Source organism: Wolbachia endosymbiont (group A) of Gastracanthus pulcherrimus, from assembly GCF_964028265.1.
GTDB lineage: Bacteria > Pseudomonadota > Alphaproteobacteria > Rickettsiales > Anaplasmataceae > Wolbachia > Wolbachia pipientis.
The window spans coordinates 90,697-113,601 of record NZ_OZ034763.1 but is presented as its reverse complement, the minus strand read 5'-3'; the positions used below and the strand labels follow the sequence as shown (position 1 = coordinate 113,601).

Genomic DNA, 22,905 nt, shown 5'->3' with positions numbered 1-22,905 from the left:
AGTGGTAGTGAAATTTCTTTTACTCAAATTTAGGTATTCACTGACCGTTCTTGTTATAAATACCAGAATAATAAGCTACTGATATTCCCTATCTTTTTTATCTTTAATCCATCATAGCTAGCGATGCAACAAAGCCATCCCAGTGTCACGCACTGGGATGACGGAAGGAAAGCACTTGGGTGACAGGAAAAGAACGCACTGCTATACTAAAAAGAAAAGAAATTGAACATGACAGAATGGCTAATATCTAATCAGCTTATTGATTATAACTGCGCTGTAAAATCTATGGAAGAGAAAATTCAACAAATTCACAATAATTCAGCAGACGAATTAGTATGGCTACTCCAGCACCCTCCACTTTATACTGCAGGAATCAGTGCAACAGATGACGACGTTGTTGAAAAATTATTTCCTATATATAAAACAGGAAGGGGTGGTAAACACACATATCATGGTCCAGGACAGCGCATCATATATTTAATGTTAAACCTTAAAAAAAGAAATAAATGCGACATAAAGCTATATATTAGAGACCTAAGTAAGTGGATAATAAATGTTTTAAAGCAATTTAATATACTTGGAGAATTTAAAGAGGATAGAATAGGCATTTGGGTAAACCATAACGGAGTAGAAAAAAAAATTGCAGCTTTTGGTATCCGTTTAAGAAAATGGGTAACTTATCATGGCATAGCGCTTAACGTCTTTCCAGACCTCTCTCACTATAAGGGTATTATTCCTTGTGGGTTGCAAGGTTATGGCGTCACGTCAATGGAAGAACTAGGAGTGAAAGTTCCACTCTCTGAATTGGATGATATACTAAAAAAAGAGTTTTATAAGATATTTTAATGATTGTTTATCTTTTATATTTCATTCTCACTTTATGTGCTAACACAAGTATTCATGCAATCGACCAAGTTGATATTATTGCTCCTTCTTCGAAGGGAAAAGAATCAGATCTGACTACTATAAAAGAATATGTAGAAGCTTTGGATTTTAATCCCCATATTTCGGAGAAAATATATAGTGATGATAATCCATTTTATTCCAACTCTGATGAATTCAGAGCAAATGATTTGATTAGTGCACTAACTAATGATAGTAAAATAATTTGGTGTATCAGAGGAGGAGAAGGGGCTTCTCGGTTAATTCCCTATCTAGAAAAGTTACCCAATGATAAAAAAGAAAGGATTGCTCAAAACAAAAAGATCCTCATAGGCTATAGCGATATAACTGCCTTGCACATCCATCTACAAGCTAAATATGATTGGCAAACTCTTCACGGCACCATGTTGGAAATGATAGTAAATAACTCCGTTTCTGAAAGCTCTGTTGAAAAATTGAAAGAGTTAATTCTTAACAAGCGGGATTCTATCAGATTTGATAACCTAAAGACGATAAATAATGGCATTAGACTAAAAGATGGCAAATTAGAGTCTAAAATCATCGGTGGTAATATGACTCTAGTTGAAAATAGTATAGGAACCGCTTGGCAAATAAATGCGAAAGGTAAAATTCTATTTTTAGAGGACATAAGAGTTTACCCATACGCAATAGAGCGCAGTTTGGATCACCTAAAACAAGCCCACATCTTTGATGGAGTACATGCAGTAATCTTTGGGGATTTCGTTAACTGCTATAACGATAACCTTGTTGAAGTTATAAAAGAAAGGTTTGCAAAAAGTGTTAACTTTCCTGTATTTACAATGAAAGGGGTAGGCCATGGACATACAAATGATCCTTTACCTTTTAACACTCACGCTATTATTAGCGTTCAAGACGAAAAAGAAGGTTTGTTTTTTATGGATGTGCAAAATGTTAGCTAATCTTATAGCTAACGAAGCTCTACGTCATACCGCCGCGGTATCTCAGCCGCTAACAAGAGATCCCGCTAACAAGCAGCGGGATGACGAGCTTATCGTCATACCACCATGAACCGTCATACCGCCACGAACCGTCATACCTTAACATAGATCCCGCTAACAAGCAGCGGGATGACGGTTATTGTTTAGCTATAAATGTTAAGAAATTTACCAAACGAAAAAAAAGGCAAAAGAAGCCCCGTGGTGGTTGGCTATTCACTATGTACTAAAATATCGGCGTTTTTTTTATTCTAAAACGCTTGATTAAGAGCGATTTAGCTGCTTTTAACTTGCAACTAACCTACACCGCAAGTGTTTAAGAAATTTACGTATCCGTTCAGGAGAGTGGTTTAAGAAACAATAGATAGGAGATTTTGGAAAGGATTGAGACCCCTTTGTTTCCAAATTAAGTATAATGAAATTATCCGCTCAAGGAATGTATTTCCCCGCTTTGATTGTGTAAAATATGAGTTTTTGCGATAAACGACATAATGCCGAATTTGCCGTTCAGCGTGGTTATTTGTCAGCGGAATATTTTCTGGGTCATCTAAAAATTTCCACATCATTCTTTCAGATCTCAGAACATTTTTTGCAACTCGAGAGGCTCCAATTGCTTCAGGTAAACGAGATATCTCCTTCAAGTAATACTTTGTACGTTTTCTTAATTTTCTGGCACGTCTGACAAACCTCAAAACATCTATCTCACTTTTTAGTAAAGCTTTTTTTAGTGCAAATAATTCAGTGGCCACGTTTCTCAAGTAACAACCCAGAACTTTAACTTCAATATTCCAACTATGTGCTAATCTTTCAAAATCTCTTGATAAATGTGCCCAACAGATTTGCCTGTTTTTATCGGCAAAATAATTGTATGCTGCATACCTGTCAGTTATTACCAAGCTATTGCGATTGCAGAATTTACTATTTTGTAAAACTTTCATTCCTCTTGACTCTGTAAATTTTACAAAACTTGCCGTATTGCTTGCAAACATCCAACACCAAGCGAGTTTACCTTTGTTATAATGGCTCGTTTCATCAATATGTAGAACTTTACTCCTACTTATCTCTTGTTCGATCTGCTCATACATTTTTTTGCATTTTGAAGCAACTCTATGTTCACTATTTGATATGCTACCGACGCTTATGTTCAAATTGAAGATATCATTTACGACACTCGCTATTTCGCGTTTTGAATTTTTGTAGAATCCGCTGAACGCTGCAATTATTGACTTAACCCTTGGACCAAATGTATTTGGCGTAACACCTTCCGGTAACTTGCTACTTCTTCTCTTTCCGCATCTCCGACAACGGCCATGTTCTAACTGATATTCCACTACATAAGGCTTGATTTCTGGAAGATCAACTTTCTGATGAATATATGGTTTTTCACATATTGCAATTTCTCCTCCGCATTCGCAAGTATTAGGCAACTCTATCTTTACTACTTTATCTGCATCCATGTTGGCGCGAAAACTTCCTTTATGACCAACCTGACCGCCAATATTCCTTTCGCTTTTCGGCTTATTCTTTTTTATTTTATACAACTCTTTGGAACTTGGTATTGATGAATTTTTTGAGCTTAAACCGAGTCTTTCTCTTAACTCAGCATTTTCTATCTTTAAAGCCTTATTTTCTGCTTTTAAACTTTCATTCTCTTTTTCCAATCTTTCTATTTTTGCTTCTAACCTTTCTATTTTTTGCTGTAAATTTTTGCAAAGTTCTAAAAGGTTTACCATATTATTTCACTTTTGCTCTATGATTATCTTTTTAGATCACCTTGTCTACCTTATTCTGCCACTCCGCTTAACGGATACAATAATTTTATTGATATCTTTATATTAATACTTTTTAAATATTTAGTACCGTGCAATATCTGCAATGGATGAGAAAAATTAACACCAGTGCTTTCAGGGTCAGGGATTTTGGCTCCAACCCTAATAAAACACTTGGGTGGATATCTAAAAACCCAAATTTATTTTCTCAAAGCCTCTGATACAGGCTCTACCTCACACTCTTTAACCTCTGAAAGGACACTTTCCTTTGAAGGGACACTTCCCTTATGTTGCGCAGCAGGAGAACCCATATAACAAAAACCACTATCTCTATCAACTTTTTTAGAACTAGAGTTATCAGGTGACGATAATTGTGCTTCTGCAAGTCGCCGTAACTGTGATTCTTCACTCTCACATAGAGATCTGCTTAGCTCCCTTTTCCCCTCAGTAGTACGCGTCAAATATAAATGCTGCTCCTTCCCAGGGGAGAAAGAGTTGGAGTCTAGCTTCTTTTGTTCCTCAGGAGAAAGAAATGGGTGTAGTTCCTCTCTCTGATCAGGATTAAGACGTTGTTGCCACTCTGATCCACCTTCATGCGTAGGAGAAGTCACTTCTGAGGGTGGATTACTTTCTGCTCTTATTCTACCTGGGAATGAAGAAAATGACTTAGACACAGGTGGTTTTTCAGTTACAGGATTTACAGGAGCACTTACACTCGAAGATATCGAACACACCGAACTACGTTCTCTGTTATTTCGCCCAAGAGAAGGTAGCACATTGCCTTTTAGTTTTGACCACACACTACCTATAAACGAATTACTACACAAAGGACCACCTCCATGTTTCTCCTCCGGAGATTCACTCTCTTGTGACTTTGCTTCAGAACACTCATCACTACTTTTTCGATCACTTTTATCAGTAACTTGCTGTTTTTCAGGTTCCTCATTAGAAACCCCAGGATTTAAGAATATTGAATTATCCCATGCTCTAGGAGAAGGAATCGATGATGGCCTACATCTCACTTGCTGACCCCGAATCTCCATTAGCATACTTTCATAAGCACCTAAAGATAGCTGTGATTGATCACAAGTGGATTGACTTGGATCTATTTCCCCCAGCACCCCCCCGAAAAGGCTCTGTTCCTTCCTCTTTTTTTGATCTTTGCCTGGGATGCTTCTCTAACCCTTCACCACGACTTCGCTTGGGAAACTCCCGTGTCGGTGATGCTTCAGCTAATAGCGTTCGAGGAAGCTCATGGTCAATGGACAGTTCATGTTTTGCATTGATTACAGAGCTTTCTATAATTTTAGTTATCATACAGTGAGAAATTTCTTTATTAGAAAAGTCTATGCCATATACCCCACTGCTTCCATTTACTTTGAATGTTGCTTGAGTTTTATCACTCATATCATCAAGTACAGGATTATTAAATTTATGATTTATATCACGTGCTTCTTCCTTTGTTAAAAACCTAGTTCCTCTATCACTTAGTATAACAGGTATAAGAATTGAGGCTTCCTCTCTATTCAAAGGAGAGGCACACAAAAAGGCATTTGTCACCACACGTGTTGATGGATCAAGAACTTCCATTATCAAATCTTTAAATGCCCTTACATCACTACGACTTTTGCTATCAGCTTGAAGATCACGGCCTATAAGCCATGCGGCACGCCGTGTTACACTATCAATAAAACGAGCGTCATCAAAAACGTCCCTGATATATACACTATTGTCTCCACCCCTCAGAGGGTTCTTAGGAGCATTCTCATATCTTTCCCTCATCCTTGATAAAAACTCACGCTCAAATTCCTTGCGTAATTTTTTATTAGGAAATTTAGAATGACACAAATATTTTTCCTTGTTGAATGAGTTAGTAACTATGCTACAAGTTGGCATATCTTCTAAAACATCCTTTACAAGTGAAGAAGCCAAATGAGACTTCAAATTAAAAATTACACCTTGATCTATAGGTGCTACAAACTCAATCCTACCTTGTTTACCTACAGACCAGTCTCCTTTATAGTCGTTAAATGGAAAAGATTCAACATCAAAAATTAACTTGGCTGTATTTAACACTACTTCATCCGTATCTCCTTCTTCAATACCGTAGAACTCACCTACTATCTTCCTTTTTATATTGTAAAGATATTCGCTACACTGATAATCCTCCATACCTTTATCAAATGAGACTACGATACAGTCCTTCCCGTACCTGCTTTGCAGCGTAAAACTAGTTTTAACTGTATTACGAGCATAATTATGTACATTAAAAGCACTAACCAATGCTCTTACTGTTTTTGTATTAGGCATACCAACCTCCCCATTTTTAAACTACAACAGCTACTCTTTACTTAACGTCTAGGACCACCGGGATTATTTTTTTGCTCAGACTGACGCCTCCTTTCTTTTATCTCCTTGGCTTTTTCACGATGATCATCAAGCCTTGCTCCTTTAACTCTCAGCAATTGTCCACCACCTAGTTCCTTATTCCGCTCATCCCATTCTTTTTCTCCCTTGAACCTTTCCTTACCATTATCATTTGGCATATTGCCCTCCAGTAAAAATATCATGTAACTAATATACTAAAAATAAAATTAAGTGCAAGCGCTTTTTTATATTTTTTTTCAAAAAATTTTATTCACTCTTTTTCATAAAATTCAGTTTTCTAGATTCCAGCGTCACGCGCTGGAATGACAAGAAAGAGGTACCAAAAAGAGTAAAATTCCTTTTTCTTGTCGCCTTAGTAGCCATTCTAACATAGAATGGCATCCCAACTAAGAAGGGTGTCATCCCAGTGCCCAGACACTTGTATCTTTATGATGTGAGGCATTAGAGCTAAAATACCTCACAGGGAGGGTGAAGCTGATGCGACACTAATGCCATTAAGGCCGAATCCCAGATTTTGCTTCCCTCCCATAGAGTTAAAGACTGAACAGTATCTTTTGGAATTATATCCCGTATTACAAGGTTAGTCTAAACTCTCAGTTTATTTATAGTCTTGGAGGCAATTTTATGCAAGTAAATGCTATTTTGGGTGTGGATATTTCAAAAAAGAAATTTGATGTTTGTTTGTTAGTGGACAGTAAAAAACGACACAAAGTCTTTCAAAATAATCAAGATGGTTTTGCAAAACTTGTAGTTTGGTGCAATGGCCATGGAGCAAATCTTACTCATTTATGTCTTGAAGCAACTAGTTGGTATGGAGAAGATTTGGCTACTTTTATGCACGATTTAGGACATAATGTCAGTATAGTAAACCCAGCCCAAATCAAAGCTTTTGGCAAAAGTGAGCTGCTCAGAAATAAGACAGATAAATCAGATGCAGCTATGATAGCTAGATTTTGTATCGCCAACAAACCTGCTCTTTGGAAGCCCATTACACCTGAAATGAGGCATTTGAGGGAGCTTTACCGTTGCATGCAATCGCTAAAAGATGATAAGGTGCAACAGACAAATCGCTTGGAAAACAAAAATATGCATTCCAGTTGCAAAGAAGCTATATCTAAAGTAATTTTGGCAATAGAGGAGCAAATTATTGTTCTCGAAAAAGAAATTAATGAGCATATAAATAACTATCCACATCTAAAAAATATGGTGGAAAACCTTAAGACTATAAAAGGTATAGGATATCTTACTGCTGTTGCTGTTGTCGCAGAAATGCCATCAGTTGATAACTTTGACAATGCTAAACAATTTACAGCTTTTGCTGGTCTAAATCCAGGACATTATCAATCGGGATCGTCAGTAAGTAAGAGAAGTTGCATATGCAAAATAGGATCTGAGCGTATTCGAAAAGCTCTTTATATGCCAGCTATAGTAGTCAAAAACCATAATAATCATTTTCAAAAGTTTTGTCAGCGTCTAGCAAGTAAAGGCAAATGTCCAAAAGTCATAGTTCTTGCGTTAATGCGAAAATTAATGCATGTCTTTTTTGGTATTCTTAAAAATAATCAACCATTTAATTGTAATTTTGTTGGATAATTTGTTTGACAGCAGAGACAGTATCTGGGATCTAGTCTTTTTGTCATCTAAAGCTACACTAGTATCCCCTTGATGGTGCTCTTTCTGGTGCCTTTCCCATTGAATCCACATGATTATTAACTTTTACATTACTACATCCGCTTGCTGGCTGAGCATTACTTACAGAACCTTCATTCTCAGCATCATTCAAAACACCAACTGCAAAACCGTATCCATAATCAACAACAGAACTTTTGACAGATTGATTCGGAGCTCTTCTGTTAGCTTGATTAGATTGCTCTGGGACTTCTCTGTTAGAAGCAGATTCCCGAGCAGATTGTCCTGAAGCACTTCCGCTAGGAATAGAACTCTCAGCAGATTGATTCGAAGCTTCTTTGCTGGAAATAGAGCTTTGAGCAGGCCGGCTTGGAGTGCTTCCGTGGGTCTCTAGGTTTTTTCTTATTTGCCAATCACTATCGCATCTTTGCACTCTCCGATTTTGTACCTTCCCCGTCGTATTCGTTGCAGTCTTTGGATCAGGTGGACACACCCCTTTCTTCGGCTTCGCTTTTTTGTCTTCTTTATTTACTTCTTGTTTTGGCAAATTCTCAATATCCTCCTTACCTCTATCATGTGTTTGCACAAAAGGCACTCGATCTTTCAGAGAATTCGACAAAAGATCAAGCTCTGGTTTGCTCAGAGGAATTGGCCTTACAAATCCTGGTGAAATTTCAAAAAGGAAAACTGGCACTTTAGGCTTTTCTCTTTCATCTACCTTGATTTCTACGTCTTTATGAACTTCTTTAATTGCTTCTTCCTTTAATGATGTTTTTTCTGCTTTTTTATCTTCTTTTTCTGTAGATGCCTCTACCGCAGCCGCCAACTCAACTCCAAACATTTCTGCGAACATTGTAACAATCCATCCGACAACAGCCATTTGTAACCTGAGTTTCAGGAACCCTAGGACAATGTTGCACATTTTGATTTTGCCTACTCTGAGCAACAAATTCCTTTATTCGAAATACTATAGTTATATCATCAGCGTTAACCTCTATCCTCTTAACTAATTTCCTTATTACACTACGCTTTTCTAACCAATCATATTGATCAATCTCTGACTCGATTCCAGAAGAAAACTTCTTTATGCTGCTTATGATCATTGCAAACTCTTGCTGTGTCTCTTTCTGATCTTTCATCCTTTCTTTTTCCTCTTCCACTTCTTTTAAGTGCCCTTTCATTTCTGTGATTCTTGACTCAAATTCCTCTTGATTTATGTACTCGTTAGTATAACTATCAATCAGCCTTGAAATGCCTCGTTTTAATTTGCTTTCTTGCCTCTCAAGATCTTGCTCCAATGGTGACTCTCTCCTTCCCTCCAGTCTTTGTTGGTATTCATTCATCATTCCTTCCGGCTCATTCAATATCCTTTTTACTTTTTCCCATATAGCCATCTCTAATACATCTGCATGGACCGGTTTACTGTTACATATTCCCCTAACACTACTGCTAAAAGCATATATGGTGCTACAGCGATAATAGTAGTTAATCCCTCCTTTTTTTTTACTCCCACCACGCACACCGCAATAGGCATATCTACAGTGTTGACACACGATTAAACCTTGTAGCAGATACGCTGCTTTTCTTTTCTGTATCCTCGCTCTTTCTCTATTTTCAGTCAGTTGTTCTTCCACTGCATTAAATAATGCCTCATCTACTATCTTTGGTATTGGAATGTAAATCCAATTCTCTTTGCTTGGATAAGTAAGAGAATGCTTTTGCTGGCTGCTAGCATTCCTTTGTGGTCTTATTCTTGGTTTTGCTGGATTTGACTTTGTTTTACCAAATGCTGCTTGCCCTTTATACGCAGGATTTTTTAATATCTGCTGGATGGTGCTTCGGTTCCACATCTCTCTTCCTTTTTGTGTCCTTACTGACCTTTCTTTTAGCCTACGTATTGTTTCATTAATGCTTACTCTTTCTTCACCTATCCACATGAACAGTTTTTTTACTATTCTCGCCTCTTCTTCATTAATTTCAAATCTCCTTTCTTCACCTGTTGTGCCACTCTTTATGTATCGATAACCATAAGGCGCTATAGCCATTACACTTATACAGCCTTTTCTTGCTGCATGCAGTCTTCCTCGGCGATTCCTCTCCATAATCTTTGCTCGTTCATACTCTGCTATTGCTCCTTGCATTTGTAGTAGTAAATTAGATTCTGGACTATTACCAACCTGATGGTTTAAAAAGATCACCTCCGCTCCTGCTTTTTGAAATTCTTCCAGCAATATCATCTGATGTACGTAATTACGTGATAACCTATCTGGTGAGTGAATATACACTTTATCAATTTTTCCTTCTGCTACTTTATCTCGTAATTCATCTAAACCAGGTCGCTCTAATTTTGATCCACTATACCCATTATCTATGAATTTATGCTCATTTAGTAGCTCTTGCTTATCCTCATTAATTCTACGCTCCAACTCAGCTACTTGACTTTCTATTGTTCCTTCTTGTACTTGCCTCTTCGATGAAACTCTTGCATATAAGCTCACTACTTTCATTTGCACCTTTCTTTCCTCCTTTAACTTCTCACACTAAACTCATAACAGCTTTTTACGGTTTGTTGTTCTTACAGTTAGTAGCTTTTCTGTGAAAAACTGACTATTCTAATTTTGCCTTACAATTTTTCCTACAAATGCAACTTTTGTTTTCCCCATCTACTATATCAATTCTTTTTTATTGACCTCGCCTATTTCTATCATAAATTGCTGCCCCTTACTCGCTTTTTGGTCGTGCAATTCTTTCTCTGATAGCTTGTATATCTTGATTTTGTTTATTTTGGGTAACAAATTCTTTTATTCGAAATACTATAGTTATATTATCAACGTTAATCTCTATTCTCTCAATTAACTTCCTTATTACACTACGTTTATCTAACCAATCCAATTGTTCTAGCTCTAATTTTATCCCAGAATAAAACTCCTTTATGTTACCTATTATATTAGTCAACTCTTCCTGTACCTCTTTCTTATCTTTTATCCTTTTCTTTTCCTCTTCCTTTTCTTTTAAACGCTGTTTCATTCCTTTGATTCTTAACTCAAATTCCTCTTGATTTATATACCCACTTGCATAACTATCAATCAGCCCAGAAATACCTCGTTTTAATTTGCTTTCTTCCCTCTCAAGACCTTCCTCCAATAGCAACTCTTTACTTCCTAGCAGGTGCCGTTGATATTCATTTATCAACCTTTCTGGTTTCTTCAATATACCTTTCACTTTTTTCCATATAATTGTTTCTAATGCATCTGCTTGCACCGGTCTGTTGCCGCATGCTTCCTTATAACTTGGAGCAGTACAACAATAATAAGAATGATAGTAGGTTCCCCTCCTATTTATAGTAGATGCACCGCAATAAGCATATCTACAGCGTTGACACACAGTTAAACCTTGTAGCAGGTACGCTACTTTCCTTTCCTGTCTTTTCATTTTTTTTCTATTTTCAGCCAGTTGCTCTTGTACTGCATTAAACAATTCTTCATCAACTATTCTTGGTACTGCAATATAAATCCAATTCTCTTTATCTTGGGAGTACCTAGAACAACTTTTCTGCCTACCAGCATTCCGTTGTGGCCTTATTTCTGGTTTTACTTGGCCTGCCTTAGTCCTGCCATACACTGCTTGCCCTTTGTATACAGGATTTTTTAATATCTGACTGATGGTGCTTGTGTTCCACCTCTCTTTTCCTGTTTGTGTCCTTATTGACCTTTCTTTTAGTCTACATATTACCTCTATAGTTCTTATTCTTTCTTTCCCTACCCACATGAACAATTCTCTCACTACTTTTGCTTCCTCTTCATTAATTTCAAGTTTCCCTTCTTCACCTGTTGTGCCTTTCTTTATGTATCGATAACCATAAGATGCTTTGCCTATTACACTGACACTGCCTCTTCTTGCCGCATGGAGTTTTCCCCGCCGATACCGTTCCATCATCTTCGCTCGTTCATACTCCGCTACTGCTCCCTGCATTTGCAATAGTAAGTTTGACTCCGGACTTTTATCCGTTTTATAGTTTAAAAAGATTACCTCTACTCCTGCTTTTTCAAATTCGTCGAGCAAGATCATTTGATATACAGTTTTTCGTGATAACCTATCTGGTGAATGAATATAAATTTTATCAATTTCTCCTTTTCCTACTTTATCGCGTAACCTATCTAAACCGGGACGCTCTAAATCTGATCCACTATACCCATTGTCTATGAATCTATACTCATTTAGTAACTTGTGCTCATCTTCACTAATTCTACGCTCCAACTCCGCTATTTGACTCTCTATTGTTCCCTTCTGTGCTTGCTTTTCTGATGATACTCTCGCATATAAACTCACTACTTTCATTTGTTTCTTTCTCTCTATTTTCTTTTTTTCTCTTTATTAATCTCTCTATCAGTTGCCCGTATACATCCGATAAGCGTTTATCTGCTAACTCATCAGGCTCATATCGACAGGTCACAGTTAACGTTCTTTTTCTCATAGTTTCTCCTGTAAATGTTTTCATAATTCAGGAGCCTTGCTACTCCCTTTTTCCATAAATCCATCTACCCTTGTGAAAAAGACCAATTATTAGCTTTCTACAGCCCTTCAAATTTGGTATTAAAGACTCCCTTTATCTTCTATTTCAGCCTTTCATCTACTTCTTTCCTTTGCTGCCTTCGCTTTTTAAATAACTTTTCAATTCTGTCTGTTTCTTTCTTCAATATCTTGGTTATCTCTTTGCTATTTTTTGCATAATCCATCGCTGTCATTCCAAATTTATCCGCTTGCTCTATTTCTCCTCCAGCTTTCACTAGCTCCTCCACTATTTCTTTTTCACCTACCATACATGCAAGGTGCAGCGGTGTGCATTTATTTCCATATTCTTCTGCATTTACATTCCCTCCTGATTTTATTAATTCTCTCAACGTTTCTAGATGTTTCTCCGTTACCGCTAGGTGCAGTGCTGTGTATCCTCCTACATCTGCTGCATTCACATTCACTCCTTTTTCAACTAATAACCTCACTGTTTTTTCGTTTACTGCATAATGTAGAACTGTTCTTCCATTCTCGTCTCTTGCATAAATATTTTTATATGAGTTCTCTAATAATTCTTTTACTGAGTTATTAAATGCCTCTTTTTCTTTTTTACTCATAATTTACCTCACCTTTTCTTTAAATTTAAACCCTTCTTTTAAGCCTTCTTTCTCACCACCTCATCTATCATTTCATTCACTTGGCTCATTATCTTGCTTGCTAAATTTTTACACTCTTCCTCTATTAGTGACTTATCTTTCTTCCTTATTTCTCCTATCTCTATTATTTTTAACTCCGGTAAGTAGCTCCCATTCAACATGTCTGCTATTTTTCCCACTAGCCCCTCTATTCCATAGCACGTCAGTTCTCTACTTTTTGTTATTCCACCTTTTTCTCTCAAAAATTTACTTGCCTTTTTACTCTCTTCGCTATCACACAGACGATATTTTTCACTTTCCCATATGTAATACATTGGTGTTGCACCATATTTATTCAGTTGATTAACTTCAGCCCCTGCTTTTACTAGCTCTTTTATTATTTCAACTCCTGCTCCTATCTTGCACGCAGAGTGCAGTGGCGTACATCCGCTAATATATTGAGTGGCATTTATTTCCGCTCCTAACCTTAGCAGTACTTTTACATTTTCTAAACTTTTTGCGAATACTGCACAGTGTAGTGGTGTATAACCCTTTTTATCTCTTGCATTGATTTCTGCTCCTTTTTCTATTAATAACCTCACTGTTTTGTAATCAGAGATTTCCACTGCTTGATGTAATATCGTCTCTCCTTCTTCATTTCTTTTATTAATATTTTTAAATCTGTTACTTGATACTTCTTTAAAAAACTTACTAAAAGATTCTCTCTTTTCTTTGCTAAACTTCATACTTACCTCACAAAATTAGCTTTTCCAGCGCCAGACAAATTTCTTATATTTACCTGCTGCTATTCAAGTCATGTCCTTTTTAGCATAAGAAAGCAAGTCCTTTTCTTTTTATTTCATACACTTTAACCTATTATTAATATAATATATAAGGATCTAAATATAAATACTTAACTTATTATAGATATTACTTGACTATTTTTCCAAATTCTGTGCAAATGTCGATGTTCGTGCCAAGTTGAAACGCCTCCGTAAAATACTAAAATGTAGTTTTTCAGCTCGTATGTTGCATTTTTTTGCTTTGAATCCAATTCGTTTTCAAAATGAATGTAGTGTTCTGCTACGCTAAATCTTATTATTTTGGGGGTAGAAAAATTCTTTACTTGATAGTGGTGAACGGCAAAAAATCTTTCTAAAGTTGGTTTATATTTTAAATTCCACAGTTGTTCAGATAATTTGCTACTTCCCAATAAAAATTTATCCCCTTCCTCTTCTATACTAGTAACCGGAAAACATGCGTTTATTTCTCCTAAACTCCAACTGTCCGATAATACTATCTGCGCTTTTGCAAACTTGATTTCTGGTAATAAACTTTGTGGCAGTGAATATAGTGCTTTTAAATTGTACCACTGATGACTCCTTTCATAGATGCCTTTGTAATCCTTTGTGTGAGTCTCTGTTTCTCCAAGTACTGCTACATCTAACCGATATATATCATTACTAAATACTTGTTCATAATGGTTGCGTAGATAACTCTCTATAACCTTAATTGATGTACCACTAAACCTAAAAAAATTTACTCTTCCAAACGATAATACTGGCCCATTTTTTTCAACTTTTATACCAGAGTAGTCTGATAACAAACTTCCAAATAAACTTTCATCTAAAATAAATCTGCTAATATTATAGTGGTCATTGAAAATCCTCATTAGCCGCGATCTTGCTGGTAATGACAGCTTCGCAAGCTCTACAACCGCATCTACAAAAAAGTCATTTGGAACATCTCTTATTCCTATTTGCAACTCGAAAAAATGTTTACCAGGTGGCTCCTCAATAATTGTAATATCTTCTATATTTGCCCATTTGAGCGCTATTTTAAGTGATGCAGGTGTTCCTCTCAGTCTTTGAAATTTTACTCCTTCTACTATGGCTTTTCTTCTATCTTTTACCCAGCGTAGTATTTCTTCTAAGCCATATTCTTCTATTATCCACGGCAATGTTTCTTCTCCCAATCTAAATTTAAATCCTCTAATACAGCTTGGATCAACCTTATAATCTGTTGCATCAACCAGTGCTTGCTCTTGCTTTGTTGCGTTTGGGGGTAATAGCATTACTCAATCTTTAAATTTCGCAAATTTGCACACTCGTTACCTAGCACCACAACATCCTCTTTTGGCTCTATTAATTCCACATTTTCTACACCATCTACAAATAGATTCGCTATTATCCATGATCTTGTCACACTCCATCCCAGCCTTCTACTTGCTTCAAACTTCTTAATAAATTGCTTCTTGATTTCTTCCTCTGATATCACAGGACTTATGCTCATTCTGCTATGAATATCTATTTCCGTAATATTGCAATCAATTACTGTTACTGTATCGGTTAAAACCATTATATCATCTCTAGTAACTTGCTTTCTTACAATTTCAAGTAGCTCTTCTAACGCTATGCCAGTTGTGGATAATTGTGTTGATAAGATTGAAATTTGTACTTTTCCTGGTATAGGTGATTCTACCAATGCATCCTTTACTCTTCTATCTGCAGAAAGTGCATGATAACGATAATATTCCTTACTTCCTCCTGTACTCCAGCCTTTTATTTTTGCTTTTATTCTTTTTCTAAAATTTTCATCCTCTTCTTCTTTCTGCCTCTCTACTCCATAAAATTCAGCTAAGTTATCAAGATCTTCTCCTACTGCAAATTTAAGTAGATTACCCTTTACAGCTTCGTTTATCCTTTGTCTGAGTAAAAGTTCTCTCCATGCTGATACTTCTAAAATCTTCATCGCTGGATCACTTTCAACTAATGCTGTAAAACTTGCGTCACGCTTCACCAACTCTTCCCTCATCCGAGACAGAATTTCTTCGAAGTTCAGTGGCTCAATAATGTTAGTCTGCTGCATCTTTATACTACAACCCCATCAAAGCGAATGTTTTTCCCGCTTGGTAAGTATAATCCTTCTAGGTCAAGCGTTACTTTTCCTTCTTTCACCTCTGTCATTTTTACTTTTTCTAGCTTAAATCTTTCCTCCCACCTTTGTAGAGCTTCTGCTACTGCTGAATAGATTTCCAAAGTTAAATCTCTATTTATTGGCTTATCTACTAATTCAAATAGTCTTGACCCATAATCTCTCCTCATTATTCTACTGTTAATAGGAGTGGTCAGTATATCAATTATTGATTGTTTCAGATGCTCTATTCCTTCTAATTCTTTTCCTGTTTTGGAGTCCATCCCTTTCATTTTTAGCCTGCAAACACGTTTTCACTGCCTTTTATTACTTTAAACCCACATGAAACTATATCTCCTACTCTTCCTATACCAAGACCATTTGAAAACACTGTTTTTGATCCTTCAGTTAATGCTCTTCCTTCACTAAAACTGTCTCCTTGTCTGCACATTGGCTTACCATTTACAAAAACATTGTTACTCCCACTAATGCAAAAATGCGGTGTTACTTCTACACAATAATCTCCTACTCGTACAACCGATTTATTCATTTAATTAAGGTTTATTCTATCTGCTTTCAGTTTTATTTCGCTCTTCGTCATCTCTATGCTCGATTCCCCAGCTTTCAGTGTTATTTTGTCTACTACTTCAATCTCTAAATGATGCTTCTCTTTATCATATAACAATCTTGTTCCATCCTGAAACTTCACACTATTTATTTCTTTTTTATTCTCTGGTGCAGGGTATTTTTCCTGATATATTCCTCCTAATACCACTCCTAATGATAGTTCACCAAAAGGAGAAAATATCATAACCTGTTCACCGATATCTGGTGGAGACCAATCTCTATCTTTTCCTGCTTTGCTCGTTATCCATGGTAAATAATCTGTTAAAAATTCTCCTATTTTAACTCTTACTTTTGCTTTTTCATAATCTATTTCTTTTACAACTCCTATACGAACAATGTTGGCCATTTTCCTCTGTAGTTCCGAAATCGCAAAATTATTTTCTAACATTTATTTCACCGATTTCTATTTTGTGTGGCATAAATTTTCCTTCTTTCCAAATAGATCTCCCTACGTGTATTGTATGCACCCATTCAACCATCCACACTAAATATGCATCGAGCTCTGGTCTAAAGTCATCTCCTCCTCCTGATATAAATTCTCCTGGTGAAACATTTTTCACGTTCCAAGTATTTTTATTTACTACTTTCGCAACCTCAGCAGCTAATGTTCTGACAATAATAGGGGCATTTTCTATTGTGCTATCAATCACAATTCGTGCTTCAAATCTTGCTTTCAGCGCTAATTCCTCTGTTCCAGGATCTTTTCCCGATTCTAAACTCACAAGCTCTACAAATAACGCTGGCGCTAATAATTCTTTTCTTATCGATGGATAAATTTCACAAGTTTGAATTGCTGGTATTTCTCTCTTCAGCGTGGTACAAATTTTATCATGTAAATCTTTCAAATTCATCCTTTATAGCTCAATTCACTTTCAAAAAACTTTGTAAAGACTTCTTCAACTTCATAATTAACAAGATTCCCTATTATCCTTGAAGCCTCTGGTTCCAGTGGTAGTTTTACTTCCTTTATTGGCAATGCTGCTCTTCCTTCACGTTTAAAAATACCGCTATTTCCTTTTGGCATAACTGCTGCAAATCCTCCTATAAACTCATGCTTTCCTACTTTCGATCCTCTTCTTGTTTTTTGTATTTTGCCAATTGTCGATGCTCTAATGTCATAGAGATTTGCTCTAATTAACACGTCTAATCTGCTAGTTTTCGCCTTAAAAATTCTTAATCTCTTTCTTATCAAACTTAATTTTATTCTCTTTTCCTCACTAATTTCCTTAGCTGCTTTTGATTTTAGCCATATTGCTGTTTTGTTTAATGCACTCACCGTCACTTTTTCCACTTTTTTCCTTTCAGCATCTATACTTTGTATAATACTACCGGTGTTAATACGCATTTATACTCCTGACGCTCGAATTTTCCATACCATTCCTGAATTATCTTGCAGCGGTGGAGAATATACTTTATATTTACGGTCACCTATAACAAAAATATCTCCTACCATTGGCCTCAGTACATCAAAAACGCTTACCTCAAAAAAAATCATCTCTCCTACAAATTGTCCTTCACCAATCTCGTATAATTTATCTGGCTGTTGCTTTAATACTTGTACCATGTACGCCTTGTTTTTCGACTTATACAAAGCTACTTCTCCTAAATGGGCAAAACAATCTTTTAGTAATCTCTTAATATTCTCTTGCATTCTTTCATAAGTATGCTAATAAGGTATATACTACTCTTGTGCCTCACCAACTTGTAGTTACTCTACCAGTATTGTTATTCTGCAACGACTTTTACTAATGTTCCTGGTCTGTGGCACATTGGCAATGGATTCGACTGCGTATGTAAATCAGTTCCTCTATCAAACCTCCTTGGTTCTTGTTTTGCATAGAGTGGCTGTCCAAGAGTATTTACTGTCTCATTAAAGTCTGCTGGTGCAAAATATGTTGTAAATGTGCTCGCTGTTCCTAGTGGAAAACAGTGCCCTGTATCTTTCTCAATAAATCTTCTCACAGTTCCTTCAGGGTCAGTTGCTTGTCCTCTATATTCCTCAAACGTTATGCCACAGAACGTAAATCCTGACCTCATATCATTCCTTAGCACTGCACCTTCTTGCCATCTTTCATATGCTTCTTTTACTTTAGTATGAGAAGTGAGTGTATCAAAAAACTCAGGGCTTACCAGTGCATGAATTCCAGTCATATATTCACCACTTAGATTATCTTCTATATGCCGGAGTACTTCCAGACACTTACGTTTTACATCAGTTGTCGCTGTTCCCAGGGCAAAATTTACTACTTTTGGCGTGATTTCAAATTCGTTGTACAGATTTAATAATTCTGACCCATCAGCATCTAAAATTATTCCTTTCAGCGCTCCCATTCGCAAATGTTCCAATGTTATTGCATGTTTGTTCCTCATCAATTGCAAATGATCGGTTATTACATCTGCCAGCGCTTTAAGTTCACTTTCTGATCCAAATGCTCTTATTCCTTGTACTTCCTCTGGCAGCACTACATCATCATGCGGAATATGTGGAATCGTAAATGTTCTTACTTTCCTCTTTCCACGTTTTCCCACTGTTGCTGGTGCTCCAGGTAACTGCGTTGGTAGTAAACTTAATACTCCATTTTGCTCTTCTATGGTAATATGTCTAAATCTTACTGACCTACTTGGAAATAAATTTAAATTTTCAACGCGACCGTAATTTACCGGCAATATATTCATCGCATTTGTTAGTGCCGTCATGCTAAATGCTGTATTTGTAAATGGATTTTGCATTCTTTTTCCCCCTTATTAATTTAAGTTACACTCCCTTGCGGACAATGATCCCTCGTGCTTCAAGTTGCTTTATTGCTGCAGCTTTTTGCTCTTCAGTGATACCTGTTGGCCACACGGTTGCATGATCTGCTAGCATTGCACCACGAGCAATAATTACTCCTTTACTATTTTCCTTTGCGTTTACATCGCTTGCTATTACACCTATCGCTGTTTGTGTACCATCTGTGGCAGTTGGATTTATTATCTTAACCATGCTATCTTTATCGAGAGCCACTACTGTACCAAGTTTAAGATTTTGTCCCTTGGCTACTGTTATTTGATCTCTTGAATATAGGTTGGACACTTCATATTTCAGAAGATCGCCTAAATTATTTCCTTCAGTTATACTTATCATGTCTTTTTCTCTCCTTTTTTTATTTTTTTACCGCCATATTTGTGGTTGTTATACACGGCGGTTATACAAATACTTTAAATGTTTGATTGCGCACGACTTTTCGCTACCTGCATCATCAACTCTTCTCCTGAATTCTGTGGTATTGCACTCAGTATTTCTGTCTTCTTCGTTCGCTCTGCTAGCAATTCCATTAAAACTTCCCTGGCTTGCTCAACACTTACGCTTTGCTCAATAAATTCTCCTATCTTTTCTGGCATCTTCGATAAATTACATAAACGTATTAATTCAAGAACTTCAGTACGATACTTGGTTAAATTATCAGTTTCTAGGTCATTTGTAGTTTGTTCATTCATAGTAATACTCCTGTTTTTATTAATAGATGAAAGAATTGCCATTCCGTCTGCAAGGCCTATTTCTACTGCTTTCTCCCCAAAATATAGCCCTGCCTCTGTTGATCGAATCTTTTCAATTGAAAGACCTCTGTTCCTTGCTGTTAGCTGCAAAAACATTTCATATAGTCGGTCTACTTCTTTTTGTAAGCTTTCCAGACTTTCAGACGTCATTGGCTCATGTGGGTTTAAATCATTCTTTCGACTACCAGCAAAGATTGTGGTGTACTTAATACCTTGCTTTTCATCAAATCTACTTTGATCTATATGACTTGCTATTACTCCAATACTGCCAACACCAGAAGTTCTGCTCACAAATACCTTCTCAGCGCTTGAAGCTATAGCATATGCAGCAGAGTATGCATCATCATTTGCTATCGCTATTATCCTCTTTTTTCCCCTTGCACTATAGATAAAATCAGCTAAGTCAAATACTCCATTTACCTCTCCTCCTGGGCTATCTATATCAAGTAGAATCGTCTCTATGCTTTTATCTCCTAAAGCACTCTCCATCTCTTCATGAATTTTTTCATATGATGTCATTCCCAGAAAACCATCAAACGCGCCTGGTTTTTTAGTTAAAATGCCATGTATTGGTATTATTGCTGTCTTTTCTATATTGTTCTTTACATAGTGTTTTACGTTTTTAAAGATAGGTTGTTTTTCACTGTGAAGCGATAGTAGCTCAAAACTCCTTGGTTCAAGCATTAATGGTTTTCCTAAGAGCATCATAACCATTTACAATCAGAGTCAAACATTAAGTTGAGACTATTTGCACGCTTTTGATCTTCTGCTATTTCTTGGTCAATTTCTTCTACATCGTAACCCATTTCTGATACTACCTCTGATCGACTTTTGAAGCCATTCCTTACTGCCATTTGCTGTGCTTGCTGGTCTTTAAGCGGATCCACCCAATCAAATCCCTGTGGTATCCATTTCACTTCTTCTTTCGCTGCTTTTACTACTTTTTCATCTATACTCAGTTCTCCAGAAAGTACTGCTAACTCTAGCCATCTACTCCATACTGGTCTGCAAAATTGGAATACCATAATGTTATGTTGCAGCATAGCGCATCGACGGCGAAACTCTATCAGCCCTGCTCGAATGGATGAATAATTAACACCTGTTAAATCTCCCGTTAGCTGCTCATATGTTATCCCTGTGCCTATTGCAATAGCTCTTAGCTGCTGTCTCATGAATGCTTCATAACTTCCTCCTACATCTGATGGCTCTGAAAATTTTATATCTTCTCCTGGATCAAGTAGCTGCATTGTTCCAGGTTCTAGGCCAGATAGCGCCACCCCTTGCTCATTACTTTCACCTTCTCCCATGATATTTGCTTCTGGATCAAGTCTCGTGATAAACCCTGCAAACATTGCTGCTGTCTTTTTTCTCACTAATTCTGCATCATCATATTGATCAAGCTCATAAAGTTTCAGAAGTATACTCGAAAGCCATGGCTCTCCTCTAATTTGCCCAGGTCTTAATGGTCTATAGATATGTAAAACATCATTTGCTGGCACTCTTACTGATTCTCCAAACGAGCCTTCTCCTGGATGTTCTCTAAATAAGTAATATGCCTCTCTTTGTCCAAGCCTGTTAAACTCAATCCCATTTCTTATTACATTACCATTGGCTAGTGTTTGATTGCTCTTATTGTCCAAATGCTCTGATTCCAATACTTGAAGTTGCAATGGTACAGAAAATCCATCTTCGAGTTTACGATGTCGGAGGCGTACAAAACACTCTCCACCTTCTATCATGCTCCTACATACTAGAGCTTGTAATCCATAAAAATCACTTACTCCGCTACTGTCTGCTTCATCTGTCCATCTTAGCCATAATTCTTGCACCTTCTTTCGAAATTCCCCATCTCTTGCTTTTGATTGCGGTTTTATTCCTGTTCCAATAGAGTTACTTACTATCGTATCAATTATATTTGCAGCGTAAGGATTTTTTCTTACCATGTCACGAGAGCGGCTACGTAAAGTTTCAAGGTTTTGAGACAGCAAATTGTTTATACTTCCTAACTCTGGTTGAAAGTGAAAAAATCTTCTTCCTGAGCCAGATGCATCCCAGGCTGAACTTTTGATTTTTAGCTTGCTAAATAGTTGTTTGAAATTTTTCAGCATCATACTAACCAAAATTCTCTTAATTCTTTCAAAGTTCCGTTAAATTTATTTCTGTCACATTTTCCGATTCCTTCTACTTCATGTGGCTCTGGACCTGTTTTACCGTCAGTATATTGCCATAAAATCCAATCATTCCAGCCTTTTGGTAATGTGAGCTCTTTTCTCCAGCTTGCTATCCATAATGGACATTTTGTCAAAGTTGGCGTGGCAAAATCCTTAAGAAAATAGCTACTGCCATAAATTAGGGGTAATCTTCCTGTTACTTCTTCAACTCTCTTTACAAATTCCTCAGCTTGCTTAACTGTAATATTTTTGCCACTTTTGTTTTCTTCAATATCCAGCGCAAGTATGGTATTTTTGCTTTCGCCTACCGTTTTTAGAAAATGATCAGCTTGATTCTTACCGTTTCCTTCTGTGCCAAAATGATATGCTCCCCAGAGTAATCCTTCTTCTTCAGCTTTCTTTCTTCTCTTCGCATACTTTGAATCAACATATTTTAGCCCTTGTGTTGCCTTGTGAATTACTCCAACTATACCATTCTCTTTAGCTAACTCAAAATCCACATTTTCTTGCCAATGTGACAAATCTATTATTCCATTTACTGAACTCTCTCTATTCTCCCATAGTTTTATGAAAGTTTTTAATTGCTCTAAAAATTCAGAATATTCCTCTTTTACAACTTTTCTCAGAAAATTTTCCCTCATATAACTCCTTTATTTGTTGCAAAAATAATCTTTCGTTTAGGCTTCATACCTGCAATTTTCAATTCAGCCTTAATACGTTGTCTTAAGCTTAGTAAATCATTTATATCTACTTCTGCATAACGGACAACATGGTCACCATATGCAATTGATACTACTCTCTCTCCATTTTGTAGTTTCTTTATCGCTTCTTCGACTTGAATTAAATAATCTTCGTTATACATTGA

At 36.6% G+C, this 22,905-nt stretch carries 27 protein-coding genes; 3 read left to right on the top strand and 24 right to left on the bottom strand.

The features are described 5' to 3' along the window. Window positions 1–228: 228 nt before the first annotated feature. The gene (gene lipB, locus ABWU47_RS00555; protein WP_077188344.1) at window positions 229–846 is read left to right on the top strand and encodes a lipoyl(octanoyl) transferase LipB; all 618 of its coding nucleotides are present in this window, start codon (window positions 229–231) and stop codon (window positions 844–846) included. Further along, complete coding sequence (locus ABWU47_RS00550; protein WP_077188345.1) at window positions 846–1,823, top strand: LD-carboxypeptidase; 978 nt, start codon at window positions 846–848, stop codon at window positions 1,821–1,823. The genes lipB and ABWU47_RS00550 overlap by 1 nt, the downstream gene beginning before the upstream one ends. Window positions 1,824–2,209: 386 nt before the next feature. Here ABWU47_RS00550 and ABWU47_RS00545 read toward each other — a convergent pair whose 3' ends face one another. The 4 genes from ABWU47_RS00545 to ABWU47_RS00530 all read right to left on the bottom strand — a co-directional run bounded on the left by ABWU47_RS00545 (window position 2,210) and on the right by ABWU47_RS00530 (window position 6,174). Beyond that, window positions 2,210–3,592 (bottom strand): IS66-like element ISWen3 family transposase, encoded by a 1,383-nt coding sequence (locus ABWU47_RS00545; protein WP_353285577.1) that lies wholly within the window; start codon window positions 3,590–3,592, stop codon window positions 2,210–2,212. A gap of 236 nt (window positions 3,593–3,828) precedes the next feature. Then, window positions 3,829–4,749 (bottom strand): hypothetical protein, encoded by a 921-nt coding sequence (locus ABWU47_RS00540; RefSeq protein ID WP_353285698.1) that lies wholly within the window; start codon window positions 4,747–4,749, stop codon window positions 3,829–3,831. Next, complete coding sequence (locus ABWU47_RS00535; RefSeq protein ID WP_353285697.1) at window positions 4,712–5,938, bottom strand: hypothetical protein; 1,227 nt, start codon at window positions 5,936–5,938, stop codon at window positions 4,712–4,714. Before ABWU47_RS00535 ends, ABWU47_RS00540 begins: the two co-directional genes overlap by 38 nt. A gap of 41 nt (window positions 5,939–5,979) precedes the next feature. Next, the gene (locus ABWU47_RS00530; protein ID WP_186809136.1) at window positions 5,980–6,174 is read right to left on the bottom strand and encodes a hypothetical protein; all 195 of its coding nucleotides are present in this window, start codon (window positions 6,172–6,174) and stop codon (window positions 5,980–5,982) included. Window positions 6,175–6,640: 466 nt separating this feature from the next. On the opposite strand from ABWU47_RS00530, the gene ABWU47_RS00525 reads away from it, so the two are divergent. Beyond that, on the top strand, window positions 6,641–7,609 hold the full coding sequence (locus tag ABWU47_RS00525; protein WP_077190114.1) for an IS110 family transposase: 969 nt from the start codon (window positions 6,641–6,643) through the stop codon (window positions 7,607–7,609). 58 nt (window positions 7,610–7,667) lie between these two features. Here the strand turns inward: ABWU47_RS00525 and ABWU47_RS00520 are convergent, their stop codons facing one another. From ABWU47_RS00520 to ABWU47_RS00425, 20 genes are all read right to left on the bottom strand, one after another. Continuing rightward, window positions 7,668–8,498, bottom strand: coding sequence for a hypothetical protein (locus ABWU47_RS00520; protein WP_353285696.1), 831 nt, complete (start codon window positions 8,496–8,498; stop codon window positions 7,668–7,670). After that, the gene (locus ABWU47_RS00515) at window positions 8,473–10,152 is read right to left on the bottom strand and encodes a recombinase family protein (protein ID WP_353285772.1); all 1,680 of its coding nucleotides are present in this window, start codon (window positions 10,150–10,152) and stop codon (window positions 8,473–8,475) included. The genes ABWU47_RS00520 and ABWU47_RS00515 overlap by 26 nt, the downstream gene beginning before the upstream one ends. Window positions 10,153–10,366: 214 nt before the next feature. Next, complete coding sequence (locus ABWU47_RS00510; RefSeq protein ID WP_410530067.1) at window positions 10,367–11,983, bottom strand: recombinase family protein; 1,617 nt, start codon at window positions 11,981–11,983, stop codon at window positions 10,367–10,369. Further along, window positions 11,892–12,143 (bottom strand): hypothetical protein, encoded by a 252-nt coding sequence (locus ABWU47_RS00505; RefSeq protein ID WP_236514494.1) that lies wholly within the window; start codon window positions 12,141–12,143, stop codon window positions 11,892–11,894. Before ABWU47_RS00505 ends, ABWU47_RS00510 begins: the two co-directional genes overlap by 92 nt. Window positions 12,144–12,258: 115 nt before the next feature. Further along, window positions 12,259–12,774 carry an ankyrin repeat domain-containing protein gene (locus ABWU47_RS00500; protein ID WP_353285694.1) on the bottom strand — a complete coding sequence of 172 codons (516 nt, stop codon included), beginning with the start codon at window positions 12,772–12,774 and terminating at the stop codon, window positions 12,259–12,261. Window positions 12,775–12,812: 38 nt separating this feature from the next. Further along, window positions 12,813–13,538 (bottom strand): ankyrin repeat domain-containing protein, encoded by a 726-nt coding sequence (locus ABWU47_RS00495; protein WP_353285693.1) that lies wholly within the window; start codon window positions 13,536–13,538, stop codon window positions 12,813–12,815. A gap of 167 nt (window positions 13,539–13,705) precedes the next feature. Then, complete coding sequence (locus ABWU47_RS00490) at window positions 13,706–14,866, bottom strand: phage tail protein (RefSeq protein WP_353285692.1); 1,161 nt, start codon at window positions 14,864–14,866, stop codon at window positions 13,706–13,708. Continuing rightward, the gene (locus tag ABWU47_RS00485) at window positions 14,866–15,660 is read right to left on the bottom strand and encodes a baseplate J/gp47 family protein (protein WP_353285691.1); all 795 of its coding nucleotides are present in this window, start codon (window positions 15,658–15,660) and stop codon (window positions 14,866–14,868) included. Before ABWU47_RS00485 ends, ABWU47_RS00490 begins: the two co-directional genes overlap by 1 nt. Window positions 15,661–15,662: 2 nt before the next feature. Next, window positions 15,663–15,998 carry a GPW/gp25 family protein gene (locus ABWU47_RS00480; protein WP_353285690.1) on the bottom strand — a complete coding sequence of 112 codons (336 nt, stop codon included), beginning with the start codon at window positions 15,996–15,998 and terminating at the stop codon, window positions 15,663–15,665. Window positions 15,999–16,000: 2 nt separating this feature from the next. Continuing rightward, window positions 16,001–16,255 carry a PAAR domain-containing protein gene (locus tag ABWU47_RS00475; RefSeq protein WP_253303343.1) on the bottom strand — a complete coding sequence of 85 codons (255 nt, stop codon included), beginning with the start codon at window positions 16,253–16,255 and terminating at the stop codon, window positions 16,001–16,003. Then, on the bottom strand, window positions 16,256–16,720 hold the full coding sequence (locus tag ABWU47_RS00470; protein WP_353285689.1) for a phage baseplate assembly protein V: 465 nt from the start codon (window positions 16,718–16,720) through the stop codon (window positions 16,256–16,258). Beyond that, window positions 16,707–17,183: a hypothetical protein gene (locus ABWU47_RS00465; protein WP_077188259.1), complete on the bottom strand. Its 477-nt coding sequence runs from the start codon at window positions 17,181–17,183 to the stop codon at window positions 16,707–16,709. The genes ABWU47_RS00470 and ABWU47_RS00465 overlap by 14 nt, the downstream gene beginning before the upstream one ends. Then, window positions 17,180–17,677, bottom strand: a complete 498-nt coding sequence (locus ABWU47_RS00460) for a phage tail protein (protein ID WP_353285688.1) — start codon at window positions 17,675–17,677, stop codon at window positions 17,180–17,182. The genes ABWU47_RS00465 and ABWU47_RS00460 overlap by 4 nt, the downstream gene beginning before the upstream one ends. After that, window positions 17,678–17,983 (bottom strand): hypothetical protein, encoded by a 306-nt coding sequence (locus ABWU47_RS00455; protein ID WP_353285687.1) that lies wholly within the window; start codon window positions 17,981–17,983, stop codon window positions 17,678–17,680. It abuts the gene before it with no gap. 74 nt (window positions 17,984–18,057) lie between these two features. After that, window positions 18,058–19,062, bottom strand: coding sequence for a major capsid protein (locus ABWU47_RS00450; RefSeq protein WP_353285686.1), 1,005 nt, complete (start codon window positions 19,060–19,062; stop codon window positions 18,058–18,060). A gap of 25 nt (window positions 19,063–19,087) precedes the next feature. Then, on the bottom strand, window positions 19,088–19,456 hold the full coding sequence (locus ABWU47_RS00445; RefSeq protein ID WP_353285685.1) for a head decoration protein: 369 nt from the start codon (window positions 19,454–19,456) through the stop codon (window positions 19,088–19,090). A gap of 74 nt (window positions 19,457–19,530) precedes the next feature. Then, window positions 19,531–20,574, bottom strand: coding sequence for a S49 family peptidase (locus ABWU47_RS00440; RefSeq protein ID WP_353285771.1), 1,044 nt, complete (start codon window positions 20,572–20,574; stop codon window positions 19,531–19,533). Beyond that, window positions 20,574–21,980: a phage portal protein gene (locus tag ABWU47_RS00435; protein WP_353285684.1), complete on the bottom strand. Its 1,407-nt coding sequence runs from the start codon at window positions 21,978–21,980 to the stop codon at window positions 20,574–20,576. Before ABWU47_RS00435 ends, ABWU47_RS00440 begins: the two co-directional genes overlap by 1 nt. Next, window positions 21,977–22,681, bottom strand: coding sequence for a glycoside hydrolase family 25 protein (locus tag ABWU47_RS00430; protein WP_353285683.1), 705 nt, complete (start codon window positions 22,679–22,681; stop codon window positions 21,977–21,979). The genes ABWU47_RS00435 and ABWU47_RS00430 overlap by 4 nt, the downstream gene beginning before the upstream one ends. Then, on the bottom strand, window positions 22,678–22,902 hold the full coding sequence (locus tag ABWU47_RS00425) for a gpW family head-tail joining protein (RefSeq protein ID WP_353285682.1): 225 nt from the start codon (window positions 22,900–22,902) through the stop codon (window positions 22,678–22,680). Before ABWU47_RS00425 ends, ABWU47_RS00430 begins: the two co-directional genes overlap by 4 nt. Window positions 22,903–22,905: the final 3 nt, after the last annotated feature.

Bases quoted from the DNA above. Each gene is read 5' to 3' on its own strand.
- lipB (WP_077188344.1), top strand. From the start codon at position 229: ATGACAGAATGGCTAATATCTAATCAGCTTATTGATTATAACTGCGCT.
- ABWU47_RS00550 (WP_077188345.1), top strand. From the start codon at position 846: ATGATTGTTTATCTTTTATATTTCATTCTCACTTTATGTGCTAACACA.
- ABWU47_RS00545 (WP_353285577.1), bottom strand. From the start codon at position 3,592: ATGGTAAACCTTTTAGAACTTTGCAAAAATTTACAGCAAAAAATAGAA.
- ABWU47_RS00535 (WP_353285697.1), bottom strand. From the start codon at position 5,938: ATGCCTAATACAAAAACAGTAAGAGCATTGGTTAGTGCTTTTAATGTA.
- ABWU47_RS00530 (WP_186809136.1), bottom strand. From the start codon at position 6,174: ATGCCAAATGATAATGGTAAGGAAAGGTTCAAGGGAGAAAAAGAATGG.
- ABWU47_RS00525 (WP_077190114.1), top strand. From the start codon at position 6,641: ATGCAAGTAAATGCTATTTTGGGTGTGGATATTTCAAAAAAGAAATTT.
- ABWU47_RS00520 (WP_353285696.1), bottom strand. From the start codon at position 8,498: ATGTTCGCAGAAATGTTTGGAGTTGAGTTGGCGGCTGCGGTAGAGGCA.
- ABWU47_RS00515 (WP_353285772.1), bottom strand. From the start codon at position 10,152: ATGAAAGTAGTGAGCTTATATGCAAGAGTTTCATCGAAGAGGCAAGTA.
- ABWU47_RS00510 (WP_410530067.1), bottom strand. From the start codon at position 11,983: ATGAAAGTAGTGAGTTTATATGCGAGAGTATCATCAGAAAAGCAAGCA.
- ABWU47_RS00505 (WP_236514494.1), bottom strand. From the start codon at position 12,143: ATGAAAACATTTACAGGAGAAACTATGAGAAAAAGAACGTTAACTGTG.
- ABWU47_RS00500 (WP_353285694.1), bottom strand. From the start codon at position 12,774: ATGAGTAAAAAAGAAAAAGAGGCATTTAATAACTCAGTAAAAGAATTA.
- ABWU47_RS00495 (WP_353285693.1), bottom strand. From the start codon at position 13,538: ATGAAGTTTAGCAAAGAAAAGAGAGAATCTTTTAGTAAGTTTTTTAAA.
- ABWU47_RS00490 (WP_353285692.1), bottom strand. From the start codon at position 14,866: ATGCTATTACCCCCAAACGCAACAAAGCAAGAGCAAGCACTGGTTGAT.
- ABWU47_RS00485 (WP_353285691.1), bottom strand. From the start codon at position 15,660: ATGCAGCAGACTAACATTATTGAGCCACTGAACTTCGAAGAAATTCTG.
- ABWU47_RS00480 (WP_353285690.1), bottom strand. From the start codon at position 15,998: ATGAAAGGGATGGACTCCAAAACAGGAAAAGAATTAGAAGGAATAGAG.
- ABWU47_RS00475 (WP_253303343.1), bottom strand. From the start codon at position 16,255: ATGAATAAATCGGTTGTACGAGTAGGAGATTATTGTGTAGAAGTAACA.
- ABWU47_RS00470 (WP_353285689.1), bottom strand. From the start codon at position 16,720: ATGTTAGAAAATAATTTTGCGATTTCGGAACTACAGAGGAAAATGGCC.
- ABWU47_RS00465 (WP_077188259.1), bottom strand. From the start codon at position 17,183: ATGAATTTGAAAGATTTACATGATAAAATTTGTACCACGCTGAAGAGA.
- ABWU47_RS00460 (WP_353285688.1), bottom strand. From the start codon at position 17,677: ATGCGTATTAACACCGGTAGTATTATACAAAGTATAGATGCTGAAAGG.
- ABWU47_RS00455 (WP_353285687.1), bottom strand. From the start codon at position 17,983: ATGCAAGAGAATATTAAGAGATTACTAAAAGATTGTTTTGCCCATTTA.
- ABWU47_RS00450 (WP_353285686.1), bottom strand. From the start codon at position 19,062: ATGCAAAATCCATTTACAAATACAGCATTTAGCATGACGGCACTAACA.
- ABWU47_RS00445 (WP_353285685.1), bottom strand. From the start codon at position 19,456: ATGATAAGTATAACTGAAGGAAATAATTTAGGCGATCTTCTGAAATAT.
- ABWU47_RS00440 (WP_353285771.1), bottom strand. From the start codon at position 20,574: ATGCTCTTAGGAAAACCATTAATGCTTGAACCAAGGAGTTTTGAGCTA.
- ABWU47_RS00435 (WP_353285684.1), bottom strand. From the start codon at position 21,980: ATGATGCTGAAAAATTTCAAACAACTATTTAGCAAGCTAAAAATCAAA.
- ABWU47_RS00430 (WP_353285683.1), bottom strand. From the start codon at position 22,681: ATGAGGGAAAATTTTCTGAGAAAAGTTGTAAAAGAGGAATATTCTGAA.
- ABWU47_RS00425 (WP_353285682.1), bottom strand. From the start codon at position 22,902: ATGTATAACGAAGATTATTTAATTCAAGTCGAAGAAGCGATAAAGAAA.